General features: G+C 71.5%; 16 protein-coding genes. 8 read left to right on the top strand and 8 right to left on the bottom strand.

Annotation, left to right across the window (positions count from 1 at the left end; translation table 11 throughout):
• Positions 1–82 precede the first annotated feature (82 nt).
• Both ACIBN2_RS16325 and ACIBN2_RS16320 read left to right on the top strand, forming a co-directional pair.
• Positions 83–475: a helix-turn-helix transcriptional regulator gene (locus ACIBN2_RS16325; RefSeq protein ID WP_399135024.1), complete on the top strand. Its 393-nt coding sequence runs from the start codon at positions 83–85 to the stop codon at positions 473–475.
• A 27-nt stretch (positions 476–502) separates the two neighbouring features.
• The gene (locus tag ACIBN2_RS16320; RefSeq protein WP_399135023.1) at positions 503–916 is read left to right on the top strand and encodes a VOC family protein; all 414 of its coding nucleotides are present in this window, start codon (positions 503–505) and stop codon (positions 914–916) included.
• Between the two features lie 19 nt (positions 917–935).
• Here the strand turns inward: ACIBN2_RS16320 and ACIBN2_RS16315 are convergent, their stop codons facing one another.
• The 6 genes from ACIBN2_RS16315 to ACIBN2_RS16290 form a co-directional block, all read right to left on the bottom strand.
• Positions 936–2,141, bottom strand: a complete 1,206-nt coding sequence (locus tag ACIBN2_RS16315; protein WP_399135021.1) for an RNA polymerase sigma factor — start codon at positions 2,139–2,141, stop codon at positions 936–938.
• Positions 2,142–2,167: 26 nt separating this feature from the next.
• Positions 2,168–2,581 carry a YciI family protein gene (locus ACIBN2_RS16310; RefSeq protein WP_399135020.1) on the bottom strand — a complete coding sequence of 138 codons (414 nt, stop codon included), beginning with the start codon at positions 2,579–2,581 and terminating at the stop codon, positions 2,168–2,170.
• Between the two features lie 109 nt (positions 2,582–2,690).
• The gene (locus tag ACIBN2_RS16305) at positions 2,691–2,900 is read right to left on the bottom strand and encodes a hypothetical protein (protein ID WP_399135019.1); all 210 of its coding nucleotides are present in this window, start codon (positions 2,898–2,900) and stop codon (positions 2,691–2,693) included.
• Positions 2,901–2,979: 79 nt separating this feature from the next.
• A complete protein-coding gene (locus ACIBN2_RS16300; RefSeq protein ID WP_399135018.1) occupies positions 2,980–3,573 on the bottom strand; it encodes a GNAT family N-acetyltransferase in 594 nt (197 codons plus the stop codon).
• 194 nt (positions 3,574–3,767) lie between these two features.
• Entirely contained in the window at positions 3,768–4,853 is a 1,086-nt protein-coding gene (locus tag ACIBN2_RS16295; protein ID WP_399135017.1) for a family 2 encapsulin nanocompartment cargo protein polyprenyl transferase, read from the bottom strand.
• 113 nt (positions 4,854–4,966) lie between these two features.
• Positions 4,967–6,373, bottom strand: coding sequence for a family 2B encapsulin nanocompartment shell protein (locus ACIBN2_RS16290; protein ID WP_399135016.1), 1,407 nt, complete (start codon positions 6,371–6,373; stop codon positions 4,967–4,969).
• 293 nt (positions 6,374–6,666) lie between these two features.
• Here ACIBN2_RS16290 and ACIBN2_RS16285 point away from each other — a divergent pair, with 293 nt between their 5' ends.
• Together ACIBN2_RS16285 and ACIBN2_RS16280 are read left to right on the top strand one after the other, a co-directional pair.
• Complete coding sequence (locus ACIBN2_RS16285) at positions 6,667–7,257, top strand: N-acetylmuramoyl-L-alanine amidase (RefSeq protein WP_399135015.1); 591 nt, start codon at positions 6,667–6,669, stop codon at positions 7,255–7,257.
• 48 nt (positions 7,258–7,305) lie between these two features.
• On the top strand, positions 7,306–8,214 hold the full coding sequence (locus ACIBN2_RS16280) for a 1-aminocyclopropane-1-carboxylate deaminase/D-cysteine desulfhydrase (protein WP_399135014.1): 909 nt from the start codon (positions 7,306–7,308) through the stop codon (positions 8,212–8,214).
• A gap of 41 nt (positions 8,215–8,255) precedes the next feature.
• On the opposite strand, the gene ACIBN2_RS16275 is transcribed toward ACIBN2_RS16280, so the two are convergent.
• Positions 8,256–9,857 (bottom strand): Na+/H+ antiporter, encoded by a 1,602-nt coding sequence (locus tag ACIBN2_RS16275; RefSeq protein ID WP_399135013.1) that lies wholly within the window; start codon positions 9,855–9,857, stop codon positions 8,256–8,258.
• Positions 9,858–9,919: 62 nt separating this feature from the next.
• Here ACIBN2_RS16275 and ACIBN2_RS16270 point away from each other — a divergent pair, with 62 nt between their 5' ends.
• From ACIBN2_RS16270 to ACIBN2_RS16260, 3 genes are all read left to right on the top strand, one after another.
• Positions 9,920–10,180, top strand: a complete 261-nt coding sequence (locus tag ACIBN2_RS16270) for a UBP-type zinc finger domain-containing protein (RefSeq protein WP_399135012.1) — start codon at positions 9,920–9,922, stop codon at positions 10,178–10,180.
• A 270-nt stretch (positions 10,181–10,450) separates the two neighbouring features.
• Entirely contained in the window at positions 10,451–10,864 is a 414-nt protein-coding gene (locus tag ACIBN2_RS16265) for an anti-sigma regulatory factor (RefSeq protein ID WP_004925829.1), read from the top strand.
• Positions 10,861–11,988 (top strand): RNA polymerase sigma factor SigF, encoded by a 1,128-nt coding sequence (locus ACIBN2_RS16260; RefSeq protein WP_399135011.1) that lies wholly within the window; start codon positions 10,861–10,863, stop codon positions 11,986–11,988. Before ACIBN2_RS16265 ends, ACIBN2_RS16260 begins: the two co-directional genes overlap by 4 nt.
• 20 nt (positions 11,989–12,008) lie before the next feature.
• Here ACIBN2_RS16260 and ACIBN2_RS16255 read toward each other — a convergent pair whose 3' ends face one another.
• Positions 12,009–12,458, bottom strand: a complete 450-nt coding sequence (locus tag ACIBN2_RS16255) for a hypothetical protein (protein WP_399135010.1) — start codon at positions 12,456–12,458, stop codon at positions 12,009–12,011.
• A 140-nt stretch (positions 12,459–12,598) separates the two neighbouring features.
• On the opposite strand from ACIBN2_RS16255, the gene ACIBN2_RS16250 reads away from it, so the two are divergent.
• Complete coding sequence (locus ACIBN2_RS16250) at positions 12,599–13,567, top strand: diacylglycerol/lipid kinase family protein (protein WP_399135008.1); 969 nt, start codon at positions 12,599–12,601, stop codon at positions 13,565–13,567.
• The last annotated feature ends 229 nt before the right edge of the window (positions 13,568–13,796 follow it).

Raw genomic sequence — 13,796 nt, 5'->3', positions numbered from 1 at the left:
TTTCATACGGCAGGCGAACGCGAGGCGAAGCGCGTGCCAGGTCGCGGCACCCGGCCGGTGAGCACCGTGCGATGCTGACGTGGTGAACCGTGAGGATCTGGTACGCCTGCGCCAGGCGCGCGACCGCATGGACCGGGAGTACGCCGAGCCGCTCGACATAGCCGCCCTCGCCCGCACCGCCCTGATGTCGCCGGGCCACTTCCAGCGCAGCTTCCGAGATGCCTACGGCGAGACCCCGTACGGCTATCTCATGACCCGCCGGGTCGAACGCGCCAAGGCCCTGCTGCGCCGCGGCGACATGACCGTGACGGAGGTCTGCATGGCGGTGGGCTGCACCTCCCTCGGCTCCTTCAGCGCCCGCTTCACGGAGCTGGTGGGCGAGACACCGAGCTCCTACCGGGCCCGCTCGCACGAGGAGAGTGCGGAGATCCCGCCCTGCGTGGCGCGGGCGTACACGCGCCCGAGACGGGCGTAGCACCCCTGACGACCTTAGGTTGGACTCATGGACCTGAGACTGAGCAACTGTTTCATCGCCGTCGACGACCACGACAAGGCCGTCGCCTTCTACTGCGACGTCCTTGGCCTGGAGATCCGCAACGACGTCAAGTACGAGGGGATGCGGTGGGTGACCGTCGGGTCGCCGCTGCAGCCGGACGTGTCGATCGTCCTGGAGCCGCCCGCGGCCAACCCCGACCTCTCCCCCGCCGACCGGGCCGCGATGGAGCAGCTGCTGGCCAAGGGCATGCTGCGGGGGGTCAACTTCACCACCGAGGACTGCGACGCCCTCTTCGCCCGCGTCCGGGAATCGGGCGCCGAGGTGATCCAGGAGCCGACGGACATGCCGTACGGCGTCCGGGACTGCGCCTTCCGCGATCCGGCGGGGAACATGCTGCGGTTCATGGAGCGTGCCGCCTGAGCACGCGCGGCGCCACGCGTCATTCGTCCAACCGGGCCGCCCGCCCGCGCAGATAGCGCTGTTCGGGCAGGCTCAGTGTCTGCGCGGCCGCCGACTCGTAGGCGCGGCGGGCCCCGGCCAAGTCGCCCGCGCGCTCCAGGAGATGGCCGCGGGCCGCGTCGAGGCGGTGGCCCGGCTCCGGGCCCAGCAGATCCAGTTCGGCGAGCCCGGCCCGCGGTCCGTCCACCATGGCGAGGGCCACGGCGCGGTTGAGGCGTTCGACGGGGCCCGGGACCTGACGGACCAGCACCTCGTAGAGGCCGAGGATCTGCAGCCAGTCGGTCTCGGCCGCGGACGGCGCCTCGTCGTGCAGGGCGGCGATGGCGGCCCGCACCTGGTAGGGGCCCGCGACGCACCGGGACAGCGCCCCCGTGACCAGCGCGACGCCCTCCTCGATCGCCGCCTTGTCCCAGCGGGAGCGGTCCTGCTCGTCGAGGGGCACGAGTTCGCCGTGCGCGCCGGTGCGGGCGTCGCGGCGGGCGTCGGTGAGCAGCATCAGGGCCAGCAGACCGGCCACCTCGCCGTCACCGGGCAGCAGCCGGTGGACGCCACGGGTCAACCGGACGGCCTCGCCCGCCAGTTCACGGCGCTGCAGGCTCGCGCCGGACGTCGCCGTGTAGCCCTCGTTGAAGATCAGGTAGAGGGTGTGCAGGACGGCGGGCAGCCGGATCTCCCAGTGGTCCGGGCGCCCGAAACGCACGCCCCGCAGCTTCTGTTTGGCCCGGCTGATCCGCTGCGCCATGGTCGCCTCGGGGACCAGGTACGCGCGGGCGATCTCCGCGGTCGTCAGGCCCCCGACCGCGCGCAGGGTGAGCGCGATCCGGGCGGGCGGGGCGAGGTCGGGATGGCAGCACAGGAACAGGAGCGTGAGGGTGTCGTCCTCGCGCGGCGCGCGGTCCTGCCCGGTCGCGAGCCGCTCGGTGAGCGCCGCCGCGCGCTCTTCCCGCGCCCGCCGCGCCTCCTCCGACCGCAGCGCGTCGGTCAGCCGCCGCGCGGCCACCTTGATCAGCCAGCCGCGCGGGTTGTCCGGCAGGCCCGCCGCGGGCCACTGCGCGGCCGCCGCCAGCAACGCCTCCTGTACGGCGTCCTCGGCGGCGTCGAAGTGGCCGTAGCGCCGCACCAGCGCGCCGAGGACCTGCGGCGCGTGCAGGCGCAGCAGGTCCTCGACCTCGGTGGGCGTGTCCATGGGGGTGCTCGGACGCCGGGACGGACTCACACGTCCGCGGAGATGCTGTCGATGGGCCGGATCACCACCGGGTAGGTGGGCGCCCCGGCTGGCTGGGGGCACTGCAGGACGCGCTCGGCGATCTCGGTGACGCGCTCCAGGCTCGCGCAGTCCAGGACCCAGTAGCCGGCCAGCAGTTCCTTGGTCTCGCTGTACGGGCCGTCCGTGATCACGCTCCTGCCGTCCTCGCCCAGGCCGACGAACCGGGTCTTCGCCGGCTCGGTCAGGCCCTGCCCGTCGACCATCTCGCCGGACTCGGCGAGGTCGTCGTTGAGCGCGCCCATGAAGGCGTACATGGCCTGGACCTCCTCCTGGGTCCAGGCCGGGGAGTGCTCGTTGCCCTTGCCCTGCATGGCCTCGTAGTCCGCCTGCGAGCCCTGCACCATGACCAGGTACTTCATCGTTCCGCTCCTTCGGCTCTCGCCGCCCGTGGCGGGCGGCTCTCACACGGGACGTCGGAGCCGGGCCGGGATTCTCGACACCGGGTTCGGAGAATTCCGGGGGCGGGGTTCAGGGTTGCGGCGCGGCCGTCTCTCCGGGCTCCTCGCCTACGCCCTCGTGGCCGCGCGCCTCGCAATCGGAAACGTGGGCCTCGCACTCGGGATTGCGGCATGGGCCCGCCACCCAGCGCGGGACCCACACGCCCAGCGTCTTGTGGCGCCTGACTACGCTCTCCACGGGCTGTCCGCACACCGGACAGTGGTGTTCTGAGCTGCCCATGCCCTCAGCGTAGGACGGTCGGCGCCCGCGCGCGTCCGTACGGACGAGCACGCCGTCGCCGAGGGTGCGCCGACCCTGGTCAGCCGCGCGGGTCGCGCCACATCGGCCACATCTGCGGGCCGTCGGGGAGGTCGAGGGGGCGGTCGGCGAGATCGAAGCCGAGGCGCTCGTACAGTGCCCGGCTGCGGGCGTTGCTGGCCTCCAGATAGGCGGGCAGGCCCTCGCGGTCGCAGCGGTCGAGGACGTGCCGGACGAGCTTCGTGCCCAGTCCCTCGCCCTGCCGTTCCGGCGTCACGCCGATCATCCACAGGTACTCGTGGGCGCGCCCGGCCGGGTGGGCCTCCGCCGTCAGCCGCCCTATCAGCTCGATGCGCTCGTTCCCGGGGTCGACGGCTTCCCGGAGCTGTGCGAACCCGTCGTCCTCGCCACCGTGCTCCTCGGCGGGCACGGACAGCCACAGCGCGCACGCGCTGCCGTCCTCGGTGACGTCGATCCGGCCCTCCTCCAGCACGATCGCGGTGAACGCGGCCATCAGCCGGTGGTGCGTCGTACGGCGGTACTCGTCCCCGGGAAAGACCCAGCCGCTGACCGGATCGTCCTGGAACGCCTCGTCCAGCAGCCGCACGACCAGCTCCCGGTCCCCCTCGTCCGCCGTGCGGATCGCCACGCCCATGCCCCGTCCCTCCACCTCAACCGACCTTGGCCGTACGGCTGTTGAGCCTATACGGGACCGTGCGGCCGGCAAGCCGAAGGGGCGGGCCCCGCACACCGTGGGGATGTGCGGGACCCGCCGGGCCGGAGCCACGGGGCCGTGCGGGGTCAGGAGCCGCACGGCCCCGGCGGGCTCCGGGGTTCGGGGTGTCGCGGTCAGCTGCTGCGCCGTGTCACGAACTCCAGCAGCGCGAGCAGCCCGCCCGCCTCCGCCGGGTCGGCCACCACCCGGGACAGCTCGCCCATCGCGCGGGCCATCCGGTCGGCGGCCTGCATCTGCGCCCAGTCACGTCCGCCGGCCTGCTCTACGGCGAGCGCCGTGCGCGCGATCTCCTCCTCGTCCTCCTTCTCGTACGGCATCGCATACAGCTCGGCCAGTTCGGAGGCCGCCGGGGTGCCCGAGGTGAGCGCGGCGACCACCGGCAGGGACTTCTTGCGGGCCGCCAGGTCCGCGCCGGCGGGTTTCCCGGTGCGGTGCGGATCGCCCCATATGCCGATGACGTCGTCGATGAGCTGGAAGGCGAGACCGGCCTGGCGGCCGAACGCGTCCAGCGCCTCGACGTCCTCACGCGACGCTCCCGCGTACAGCCCGCCCAGCGCGCAGGCGCATCCGATCAGCGCGCCCGTCTTGGCCTCGGCCATGGTGAGCACCTCGTCGAGGGTGACCTCGCCCGGGCCGCGCCGCTCCATCGCCGTGTCCGAGTGCTGACCCGCGCACAGCTCGACGACGCAGGCCGCGATCCGGGCGGCGGCCGGAGAGGACGCCGGGTGCGGGTCCTCGGCGAGCATCCCGAGGGCCAGGGCCTGCAGGGCGTCCCCGGCGAGGATCGCGTCGGCGTCACCGAACACCGTCCACGCGGTGGGCCGGTGGCGGCGGGTGGTGTCCCGGTCCATCACGTCGTCGTGCAGCAGCGTGAAGTTGTGCACCAGCTCCACCGCCGCGGCCGCCCTGACGGCAGCCTCGCGCGCCGCCGGCCCACCGAGCGCGGCGGCCGCGGTGAGGACGAGCGCGGGGCGGATCGCCTTGCCCGCGTTGCCCGCGGCCGGGGTGCCGTCCGCGTGCTCCCAGCCGAAGTGGTAGAGCGCGATCCGGCGCATGGAGCCGGGCAACGAGGCGATGGCGGCGCGCAGTTCGGGGTCGACGGACGCCCGGGTGCGCTCAAGGATCACGGCCGCCTCGTGCCCGTCGAGCGGCTGCGCGGCCGGGACGTGCTGTTTCGCCTCCGTGAGGAACTCGGCCATGGGATCTCCCTCGGTCAGTTCGCGGACGGTGGCAGTTCCGCTCCGGCTGGGCGCATACGACCGGGATCTACCCACGCCGGTGGGCCCGGACACGGCCTCCAGGTGCCGAAACGTCACCTCCAGCGGCCGATCTCGACGTTCTCCAGGACGCCGAGCGCGTCCGGCACCAGGACCGCGGCCGAGTAGTACGCCGTCACCAGGTACTTGATGATCGCCTGCTCATTGATACCCATGAAGCGCACGGACAGGCTCGGCTCGATCTCGTCCGGGAGACCGGCCTGCTGGAGCCCGATGACGCCCTGCTCGGCCTCGCCGGTACGCATGGCGATGATGGAGGTCGTACGAGCCTCGGAGACCGGGATCTTGTTGCACGGGTAGATCGGCACACCGCGCCACGTCGGGATGCGGTTGCCCGCCACCTCCAGGGTCTCGGGGACGAGTCCGCGCTTGTTCAGCTCGCGGCCGATCGCGGAGATCGCGCGCGGGTGGGCGAGCAGCATCTTGGTGCCGCGGCGCCGGCTGAGCAGCTCGTCCAGGTCGTCGGGGCTGGGCACGCCGTCGTGCGGCTGGAGCCGCTGGTCGTATTCGCAGTTGTGCAGCATGCCGAACTCGCGGTTGTTGACCAGCTCGTGCTCCTGGCGCTCCTTCAACGCCTCCACGGTGAGCCGGAGTTGCTGCTCGGTCTGGTTCATCGGCTGGTTGTACAGGTCGGCCACGCGTGAGTGGATGCGCAGCACGGTCTGGGCGATGCTCAGTTCGTACTCGCGGGGCCTCGCCTCGTAGTCGACGAAGGTGTGCGGGATGTCCGGCTCGCCGCTGTGGCCCGCGGCGAGGTCGACGACCTTCTCGCCGTACTTGTTGGTGCGCTGCTCGGGGATCGCGCGCAGCTCCTGGAGGTGCTCGCGCAGGGAGTCGGAGCGCTCCGCGACCTGCTCGAGGTCCTGACGGGACAGGCTCAGCACCGTGCACGCGGTGTCCGCGCGGGCCGTGTACTCCCAGATGGCTTCCGGGTCGAGCAGCGAGGCGTCGCCGAAGTAGGAGCCGTCGGCGAGCACGCCGAGCACCGCGTCGTCGCCGTAGGGGCCCGTGCCGATCTTCTCGACCCTGCCGTGCGCCAGCAGGTGGACCTCGTCGGACCGGCTCCCGAACGAGGCGATCACGGAACCGGGCGCGAACTCCTGCTGGCGGCAGCGCTGGGCCAGCTCGGCGAGCACCTCCTCGTCCTCGTACGACCGCAGTGCGGGGAGTTCGCCGAGTTCGGCCGGGATGACCTCGACGCGGTCACCGGTCTTCACGAACGTGATGCGGCCGTCCCCCACGGCGTAGGTCAGTCGCCGGTTGACCCGGTACGTACCGCCCTGGACGTTGACCCACGGCAGCATCCGCAGCAGCCAGCGCGAGCTGATCTCCTGCATCTGGGGCGCGGACTTGGTGGTGGTGGCCAGGTTCCGTGCGGCGGCCGTGCCGAGGCTCTGCTGCGGCTTGCCCTGTTCCGAACGGACCTCTTCGCCTACCGACATATGAGAATTGCCCTCCCGGTCTTGCGGCGACGCGGACGGCGCCGTGCATCGCGACTTGCACGGACCAGCCTTCCATCACGGAGCGTGCCGGTGCCATTACACGATCGAGCGGGGTTGGATCTTCGCGCGGCTGGGCACAAATGGGGCTCCTGTCCGACGACCGCATGCGCGAGGTGGCCGGATCCGGCCCCTCCGGATCGCGACGATGTGTGACCGAGTGCTCACTGTCGGTACAACCCCGAGCACGGAGGGTCGCGTCGGGCGGCCGTCGGCACAGCATGAAGGAGGCGGTCATGGCCACACCCATGTCCGCAGGAAGTTTCCTGGCCGCCCTGCGGGCGGAGGGCCTCACGGTCGTCGGGGTCGGCGACTGGGAGCATCACAATCGCAACGAGAGGGGCCCGTGGGGCCCGGTGCACGGCGTCATGATCCATCACACCGTGACGAGCGGCAGCGACCGCACCGTCGAGCTGTGCAGGGACGGCTACGCCGACCTGCCCGGCCCGCTGTGCCACGGCGTGATCACCAAGGACGGCAGAATCCACCTGGTCGGCTACGGCCGCGCCAACCACGCCGGCCTCGGCGACGACGACGTGCTGCGCGCGGTGATCGCCGAGAAGGCGCTCCCGCCGGACAACGAGGCGAACACCGACGGCAACCGCTACTTCTACGGCTTCGAGTGCGAGAACCTCGGCAACGGCGAGGACCCCTGGCCCGCGGCCCAGCTGACGGCCATCGAGCAGGCGGCCGCGGCGCTGTGCAGGCACCACGGGTGGACGGAACGGTCGGTGATCGGCCATCTGGAGTGGCAGCCGGGGAAGGTGGATCCGCGCGGGTTCACGATGGCCTGGCTGCGCGAGCGGGTGCGGGATCGGCTGAAGTAGCCGGGGCGCGGTGTGCGAAGGCGCCGGTCGGGGCGTGACAATGCTGCCGTGAGCAGCCCCGACGCCCCCGACCTCGCCGCCCTGGGTCCTCGGCTGCCCTCACCTCTGCGGGAGGCCGAGGACGACCGCTTCGCCCGCCGCGGCCTGCGCCTGCTGCTCAAGCGCGACGATCTCATCCACCCGGAGCTGATCGGCAACAAGTGGCGCAAGCTCGCGCCCAACCTGGCCGCCGCGCACGGCCGTACGGTTCTCACCTTCGGCGGCGCCTACTCCAACCACCTGCGCGCCGCGGCCGCCGCGGGCCGCCTGCTCGGGCTGCCCACGGTGGGCGTGGTCCGCGGCCAGGAGCTGGCCGGCCGCCCCCTCAACCCGTCCCTGGCCCGGTGCGCGGCCGACGGCATGCGGCTGCACTTCGTCGACAGGTCCACGTACCGCCGCAAGACCGAACCGGACGTCCTCGCGCGCGTGCTGCGCGCGGCCGGCGCCGAGGACGCCTACGTCGTCCCGGAGGGCGGCAGCAACACCGAAGCCGTACGGGGCTGCCGGGCCCTGGGCGAGGAGCTGCGCGGCCGCGCGGACGTCGTCGCGCTGGCCTGCGGCACCGGCGGCACGCTGGCCGGGCTGGCCGCGGGGCTGGCCCCCGGTCAGCGCGCGCTCGGCATACCCGTCCTCAAGGGCGGCTTCCTGGCCGCCGACACGGCAGAGCTCCAGCAGCGGGCGTTCGGCGGCCGGCGCGGCGAGTGGGCCCTCGACGACCGCTTCCACTTCGGCGGTTACGCCCGCACCTCCGCCGGGCTCGACGCGTTCGCCGAGGACTTCGAGAACCGTCACGGCCTCCCGGTCGAACGTCTTTATGTCGCCAAGTTGCTGTACGGACTTGTCGCCCTCGCGGAAGAGGGCGCGTTCCCTCGCGGGACGGCGGTGGCGGCCGTGATCACCGGGCGGCCCTTTCCGTAGACCGCCGCCGCCCGTCCGCGCTCCCCGCAGGCCGACACGGCTCAGCCCTGCGCCGTCTCCCGGTAGGCCGCCGCCTCCTCCAGGTCCAGCCGGCGCAGCAGCGTCCGCAGCATCTCGTCGTCGATGTAGCGGCCGTCCCGCAGTCTCACGAACATCGCGCGCTCGGCGCCGATCATCTCCCGGGACAGCCGGCGGTAGGTGTCGTCGACGGATTCACCGGTGACCGGGTTGGTCTGCCCCAGGCGTTCCCAGACGGCGTTGCGGCGGCGCTCCAGGACCTGGCGCAGGCGGTCGGCCAGCGGCGGCGGGATGGCGTTGCGCTCGTCCGCGAGGAGCTCGTCCAGGCGCCGCTCGGCGACGCGGGAGGCCTGGGCCTGGGCGTTGGCCTCCGCGAGGGTCTCGGCCTGCACGTCCCGGCCGGGGAACTTCAGCAGGCGGATCAGCGGGGCCAGGGTGAGCCCCTGCACCACCAGGGTGCCGATCACGGTCGTGAAGGTCAGGAAGAGGATGAGGTTGCGCTGCGGGAAGGGGCCGCCGCCGTGCACGGTCAGCGGGATCGAGAAGGCGATGGCGAGTGAGACGACGCCCCGCATGGCGGCCCAGGACATGACGACAGGCCCTCTCCAGGTGGGGTTGTCCTCGCGTTCCCTGATCCGCGCGGAGAGCATGCGGGGGACGAAGGTGCCCGGATACACCCAGACGAACCGGCTCACCACGACCACGAGGAAGACGACCAGCGCGTACCAGACGGCGTCGACGCCCTTGTACTCGCCGAGCCCCTTGAGGACGACCGGCAGCTGAAGGCCGATGAGCGCGAAGACCGCGGACTCCAGGACGAAGGCGACCACCTTCCACACCGCCTCCTCCTGGAGTCGGGTGGCGAAGTCGACCTCCCACGCGCGGTGTCCGATGTAGAGGGCGACGACCACGACCGCGAGGACACCGGAGGCGTGCACCTGCTCGGCGACGGCGTAGGCGACGAACGGGATCAGCAGGGACATGGTGTTCTGGAGCAGCGCTTCCTTGATGTGGGTGCGCAGCCAGTGGATCGGCGCCATCAGCACCAGTCCGACCACGACGCCGCCGACCGCCGCCAGCAGGAACTCGCCGATCCCGCCGATCCAGGAGGCACCCTCGCCGACGGCGGCCGCGAGGGCCACCCGGTAGGCGGTGATCGCGGTGGCGTCGTTCAGCAGCGACTCGCCCTGGAGGATGGTGGTGATCCGGGACGGCAGCCCCACCCGGCGGGCGACGGCCGCCGCCGCGACCGCGTCCGTCGGCGCCACCACGGCGCCGAGCACGAGCGCCGCGGTCAGCGGCAGTCCGGGGACGACGAGATAGGCGATCCAGCCCACGACGAAGGTCGCGAACAGCACGTACCCCACCGACAGCAGCGCCACCGGCCGCACCGTGGCCCGCAGATCTAGGTACGAGCTCTCGACGGCCTCCTTGTGCAGCAGCGGCGGCAGCACCAGGGGCAGCACGATCTCCGGGTCCAGGGTGTAGTCCGGCACCCCTGGCACGTAGGAGACGGCGAGCCCCACCGCCACGAGCAGCAGCGGGGCCGGCACCGGGGTGCGCCGGGCGACCGCGGCGATCGCGGTGCTGCCCGCCACCAGCAACAGCAGTGGCATCACGTCCATCGTCCTCGCCCGCCCTCGTTTTTCCGCGCGGTCCCCCGCACACCCGTCGTAATCTGGCAATCATGAAACAGTGCACGCATGCCGACGCGCTGCCCGACCCGCGACCCGGTCCGCTCAGCGAGACGTGCGAGGAGTGCCTGCGCGACGGCACCCACCCGGTCCAGCTGCGGTTGTGCCTCACCTGCGGCCATGTCGCCTGCTGCGATTCCTCACCGAACCGGCATGCAACGATCCACCACAAGGACACGGGCCATCCGATCATGCAGACCTTCGAGCCCGGTGAGAACTGGCGTTGGTGCTTCGTGGACCACGTTCTCGTGTGACCCTGGACGACCGGGGCGCGTCCCACGAGCCGGACGGTTCGACCGTCTGACGTCTGGGTACGTCAACCCGGCGCGCGTTCTTCCCATTTGGAGCCGCAGACCTCTAGACACGGAGCGTATCCACAGTTTTACTGTGAGTGACGGCAAGGGGTTGGGGTCCCGGGGACAGGAAACTTGAGAGCGCGATAGCGTCACCGCTGAACCACACATCGCGTTATCCCGGGGGGCGACCCTCGGCCCCGATTAGCTTGTACCACCTTGGAGGTGAGGGTGTCCCAGATCGCAGGCGAGCCCGCGACCCAGGACTTCGTGGAAGTCCGGCTGCCGGCTGCGGGTGCCTACCTGTCGGTGCTGCGTACGGCGACTGCCGGTCTCGCGGCGCGCTTGGACTTCACCCTCGACGAGATCGAGGACCTTCGCATCGCGGTGGACGAGGCCTGCGCGATCCTGCTCCAGCAGGCCGTGCCCGGCTCGGTGCTCAGCTGCGTCTTCCGGCTCGTCGACGACTCGCTCGAGGTCACCGTCTCGGCCCCGACCACGGACGGCCATGCTCCCTCGCGGGACACCTTCGCCTGGACCGTCCTGTCCGCGCTCGCGGGCAAGGTCTCCTCGGCCGTGGATGAGGACAAAACCGTTTCGATCAGCCTCTACAAACAGCGCGGCGCGGGACCCGGGCCGGCGTGAGGACAGGGGACGGGCCGGTGCGTGACGAAGAGCGCGGCACACGAGAGCTGCCGGCCGAGGGCACAGGCGGGTCCCGACGCGTGCGGGACGCCGCCGGCGGCACCGACGGGATCGACGGCATCCCCGAGCAGGCCCGGCCGCATCCGGAGGAAGACTCCGCGGCACCCGGCTTCCCGCAGGACGCGCAGCGGGAACGCGAAGGTGCCGTGCAGAGCACGCCTCCGGCCGGGCAGCACGGGGTCACCCCGGTCCGAGCAGGGGCGAGGGCTCGGAGAAGGGCGACGGGCGGGACGATGAGCGAGCACGAGCGAAACGCCGAGGGCGACGGCCAGGACCAGCCGAGCGTGCAGCAGGCCACACAGCACGACGCGCAGGACCGCAGCGGTGCCCGCGCGATGTTCGTCGAGCTGCGCATGCTGAAGGACGGCAGCGCGGAGTACGCGGAGCTGCGCAACAAGCTGGTCCGCATGCACCTGCCGCTCGTCGAGCACCTGGCGCGCCGTTTCCGCAACCGCGGCGAGCCGCTGGACGACCTCACCCAGGTCGCCACCATCGGTCTGATCAAGTCGGTCGACCGCTTCGACCCGGAGCGCGGCGTGGAGTTCTCCACGTACGCGACCCCGACGGTCGTCGGCGAGATCAAGCGCCACTTCCGTGACAAGGGCTGGGCGGTGCGGGTGCCGCGGCGCCTGCAGGAGCTGCGCCTCGCGCTCACCACGGCGACCGCCGAGCTCTCCCAGCAGCACGGCCGCTCCCCCACGGTCCACGAGCTCGCCGAGAAGCTGGCGATCTCGGAGGAGGAGGTCCTGGAGGGCCTGGAGTCGGCCAACGCCTACTCCACCCTGTCGCTGGACGTCCCCGACACCGACGACGAGTCACCGGCGGTCGCGGACACGCTCGGCGCCGAGGACGAGGCCCTGGAGGGGGTGGAGTACCGGGAGTCGCTCAAGCCGCTCCTGGAAGACCTTCCGCCCCGGGAGAAGCGCATCCTGCTGCTGCGTTTCTTCGGCAACATGACCCAGTCGCAGATCGCCCAGGAGGTCGGCATCTCGCAGATGCACGTCTCCCGGCTGCTGGCCCGCACCCTGGCCCAGCTGCGCGAGAAGCTTCTGGTGGAGGAGTAGAGCTCCGGCGAGAAGCGAGACTACCGCTTGCCGTCCTGCGCGCGGCCCGGGCCCCGGATCCCGAGGGCCTGGGTCGTGGCGGGATTGATCAGCAGGACGAGCGCGATGACGGCGACGACCGCGATCGCGATGCCCGCCGGGATGGCCACGCTGTCGGCCTGCAGCAGGTTGTAGGCCACCGGCAGCGCCATGATCTGGGTGATGACGGCGGGGCCGCGGCTCCAGCTGCGCCGGGCGAGCAGTCCCCGGGCGGCCAGCAGCGGCAGCAGGGCGAGAACGACGAGCGTGATGCCGCCGGTGACGGCGGACCGACGGTCGTCCGGGTTGCCGGCCAGTCCCTCGACGAGCATCCAGACGCCCCCCGCGACCAGCGCGAACCCCTCCAGCCCGGCGAGCGCCGCGGCATACGTCAGGCGGCGCGGGCGGGGACCGGCCTCTTCCTCGGTGGCGGGGGTCTTCTCACTGGTCACCTCAGAAGGGTAGCCCCGGGGGCGCGGGCCCCCGGGGCGAGGTTGAGCGGGCACCCCGTGGTGAGCCTCACGCCCTCACCTCTTACCTGATCCCTACCTCGCCCTGTGCCCGGTACTTCCCAGTAGGTACGCTGCCCTTCATGCGTGCACTTCTCGTGGTCAATCCAGCTGCAACCACCACAAGCGCACGTAGGCGCGACGTTCTGATCCACGCGCTCGCGAGCGAGATGAAGCTCGAGGTGGTCATGACGGAGTACCGCGGCCACGCGCGCGACCTCGGCCGGCAGGCGGCGGAGAGCGACGACATCGACCTGGTCGTGGCCCTCGGCGGCGACGGCACGGTGAACGAGGTGGTCAACGGCCTGCTCCACAACGGCCCCGACCCGGAGCGCCTCCCCCGCCTCGCCGTGGTCCCCGGCGGCTCCACCAATGTCTTCGCCCGCGCCCTGGGCCTGCCCAACGACGCCGTCGACGCGACCGGCGCACTGCTGGACGCACTGCGGGAGGGCAGCGAACGCACCGTCGGCATGGGCATCGCCGCGGGCACCCCGGGCACCGAGGACGAGGCGGTGCCGGCCCGCTGGTTCACCTTCTGCGCGGGGCTCGGCTTCGACGCGGGCGTGGTCGGCCGGGTCGAGCAGCAGCGGGAGCAGGGCAAGAAGTCCACGCACGCCCTTTACCTCCGCCAGGTCGTACAGCAGTTCCTTCAGGAACCGCACCGCCGGCACGGCACCATCACGCTGGAGCGGCCGGGCCAGGACCCGGTGAACGATCTGGTGCTCTCCATAATCTGCAACACCTCGCCCTGGACGTATCTGGGCAATCGTCCGGTGTACGCGGCGCCTAAGGCTTCGTTCGACACCGGGCTCGACGTACTCGGTCTCAACCGTATGTCGACCGTCTCGGTTGCCCGGTATGCGACCCAGTTGCTCACTTCGTCCCCCGAACGCGGCGCTCATGGAAAGCACACCGTGTCGCTGCACGACCTGGACCAGTTCACCTTGCATTCGAAGGCGCCTCTACCCCTTCAGATGGACGGCGACCACCTGGGACTGCGTACGAGCGTGACGTTCACAGGCGTACGCCGTGCACTGCGTGTGATTGTGTGAGCAGAAAGGGCTGAAGTCCTTTCACTCGAACGTTTAGGCCAGGATCCACCCCATGGAAGTACGGCTGTGACCTAGTCGACACCGAGGAATCAAAAAAAACTTTCCGGAAGGGGTTGTATCCGCCGCTGAGGTTTGCGAGTCTCTACGTGGCGGTCGGGACAGCCCGCAACACCAGCGTCCACAGGCCACCGGAACCCCTCTTCACATCAAAGGACCACACCGGGGAGAC

Source organism: Streptomyces sp. NPDC050534 (assembly GCF_044457745.1).
Lineage (GTDB): Bacteria > Actinomycetota > Actinomycetes > Streptomycetales > Streptomycetaceae > Streptomyces.
This window is presented reverse-complemented; position numbering and strand designations above follow the sequence as displayed.